General features: G+C 70.3%; 1 protein-coding gene. It reads left to right on the top strand.

All coding sequences use genetic code 11. The features are described from left to right. Positions 1 to 122 precede the first annotated feature (122 nt). Positions 123 to 1,562 carry an NF041680 family putative transposase gene (locus IEZ15_RS43875; RefSeq protein ID WP_114242344.1) on the top strand — a complete coding sequence of 480 codons (1,440 nt, stop codon included), beginning with the start codon at positions 123 to 125 and terminating at the stop codon, positions 1,560 to 1,562. The last annotated feature ends 8 nt before the right edge of the window (positions 1,563 to 1,570 follow it).

The raw sequence follows: 1,570 nt of genomic DNA, 5'->3' as shown, positions 1-1,570 counted from the left end.
CTTGGCTTTAAACCCCACCAAGATCATTTCTTGGTGGGGTTTGTTGTTCGCCTGACAGCTGGACGGCCTCTGCTTGATCATGTGTTTCCGCCAAGAGACACGTTGATCAACCAAAGGCCGTGATGGACAGTCTGCAAGATGGCGCCGTGCGCGTCGAGGCCCTGGCCGGGTTGTCCCGGTTTCGCCGTGAGCTGTACGAGTGCCTGACGTTGCGGGCGGATGCCCTGTTCGAGCTCATGGATGCGGTGCTGTGCGCCGACGGGCCGGTGACGTCCCTGCCGGAACTCTCGTTGTCGGGGGTGCATCGGCGCGGGCACGGAGCGATGTACGACGCGCTGGCCCAGGGACACATCAACGCCTCCCGGCTTCGGATGGCGCTGGCCGGACTGCGGTTGCCGCGCGGGACGGACGGGCAGCTGTCGATCGCGTTGGACGTCACGCCGTGGCCGCGTCCGGATGCCGAGTGCTCGCCCGAGCGGCTGCACTGCCACCGTCCGTGCCGGTGCGACGGGGTGCGTCAGACCATTCCGGGCTGGCCCTACCAGGTCGCGGCGACCCTCGGCGGCGGCCGCTCCTCGTGGACCGGCCCGCTGGACGCGGTGCGATTGGGGCCCGAGGACGATCCCACCGAGGTCACCGCCGCCCAGATCCGCGACCTTGTCGCCCGCCTGGAGAGGGCCGGGCAGTGGCACCCGGGCGACTTGCCGGTGCTGTTCGTCCTGGACTCCGGCTACGACATCGTGCGCCTGACCTGGCTGCTGCGCGAGGAGCCGGTGCGGCTGCTGGGACGCATCCGCGCGGACCGGGTGATGCGCGCCCCGGCCGGCAAGCGCCGCGGGACGAACCCCGGGCGCCCGCCCCGACATGGAGCGGAGTTCCGCCTGGCCCAGGCCGCGACCTATCCGGCGCCGGTCCAGGAGTCGGCCGGCGTCCACGACCGCTTCGGCCAAGTCCTCGCCCGCTGCTGGGGCCGCTTGCACCCCAAGCTGGACCGGCGCGGCTCCTGGGCTGACCACGAAGGCGAACTCCCCATCGTCGAGGGAACGTTGGTCCATCTGGCGGTCGAGCACCTGCCCGGCAATCGCGACCCCAAGCCGCTATGGCTGTGGCACAGCGACCCCGACGCCACCGCGCACGACGTCGACCGCCTCTGGCGGATCTTCCTTCGAAGGTTCGATATCGAGCACACTTTCCGCTTCTTCAAGCAGACGCTCGGCCTGACCCGACCCCGCTTGCGCACCCCCGAACAGGCCGACCGGTGGGTGTGGCTGATCCTCGCCGCCTACGCGCAACTCCGTCTCGCCCGGCCCCTGGCCGAGGACCTGCGGCGCCCCTGGGAGAAGCCCCTGACACCGGATCAGCTCACCCCCGGCCGGGTCCGACGGGGCTATCCCCGCATCCGACGGACCGTGGGCACTCCAGCCCGCGCGCCAAAAGCCTCCCACCCCGGCCCAGGCCGCCCCAAGGGCCGCACCTCCACACCCGCACCCCGCCACCCAGTCGGCAAGAAACAGCGCAAAACGGATATGCCTAGACGCGGCGGGGCCGAGCAGCAGCCTTAAAGATCAAG

The sequence above is a fragment of the Streptomyces atratus genome, assembly GCF_014648655.1.
In the GTDB taxonomy this organism is placed as follows: domain Bacteria; phylum Actinomycetota; class Actinomycetes; order Streptomycetales; family Streptomycetaceae; genus Streptomyces; species Streptomyces atratus.
This window is presented reverse-complemented; position numbering and strand designations above follow the sequence as displayed.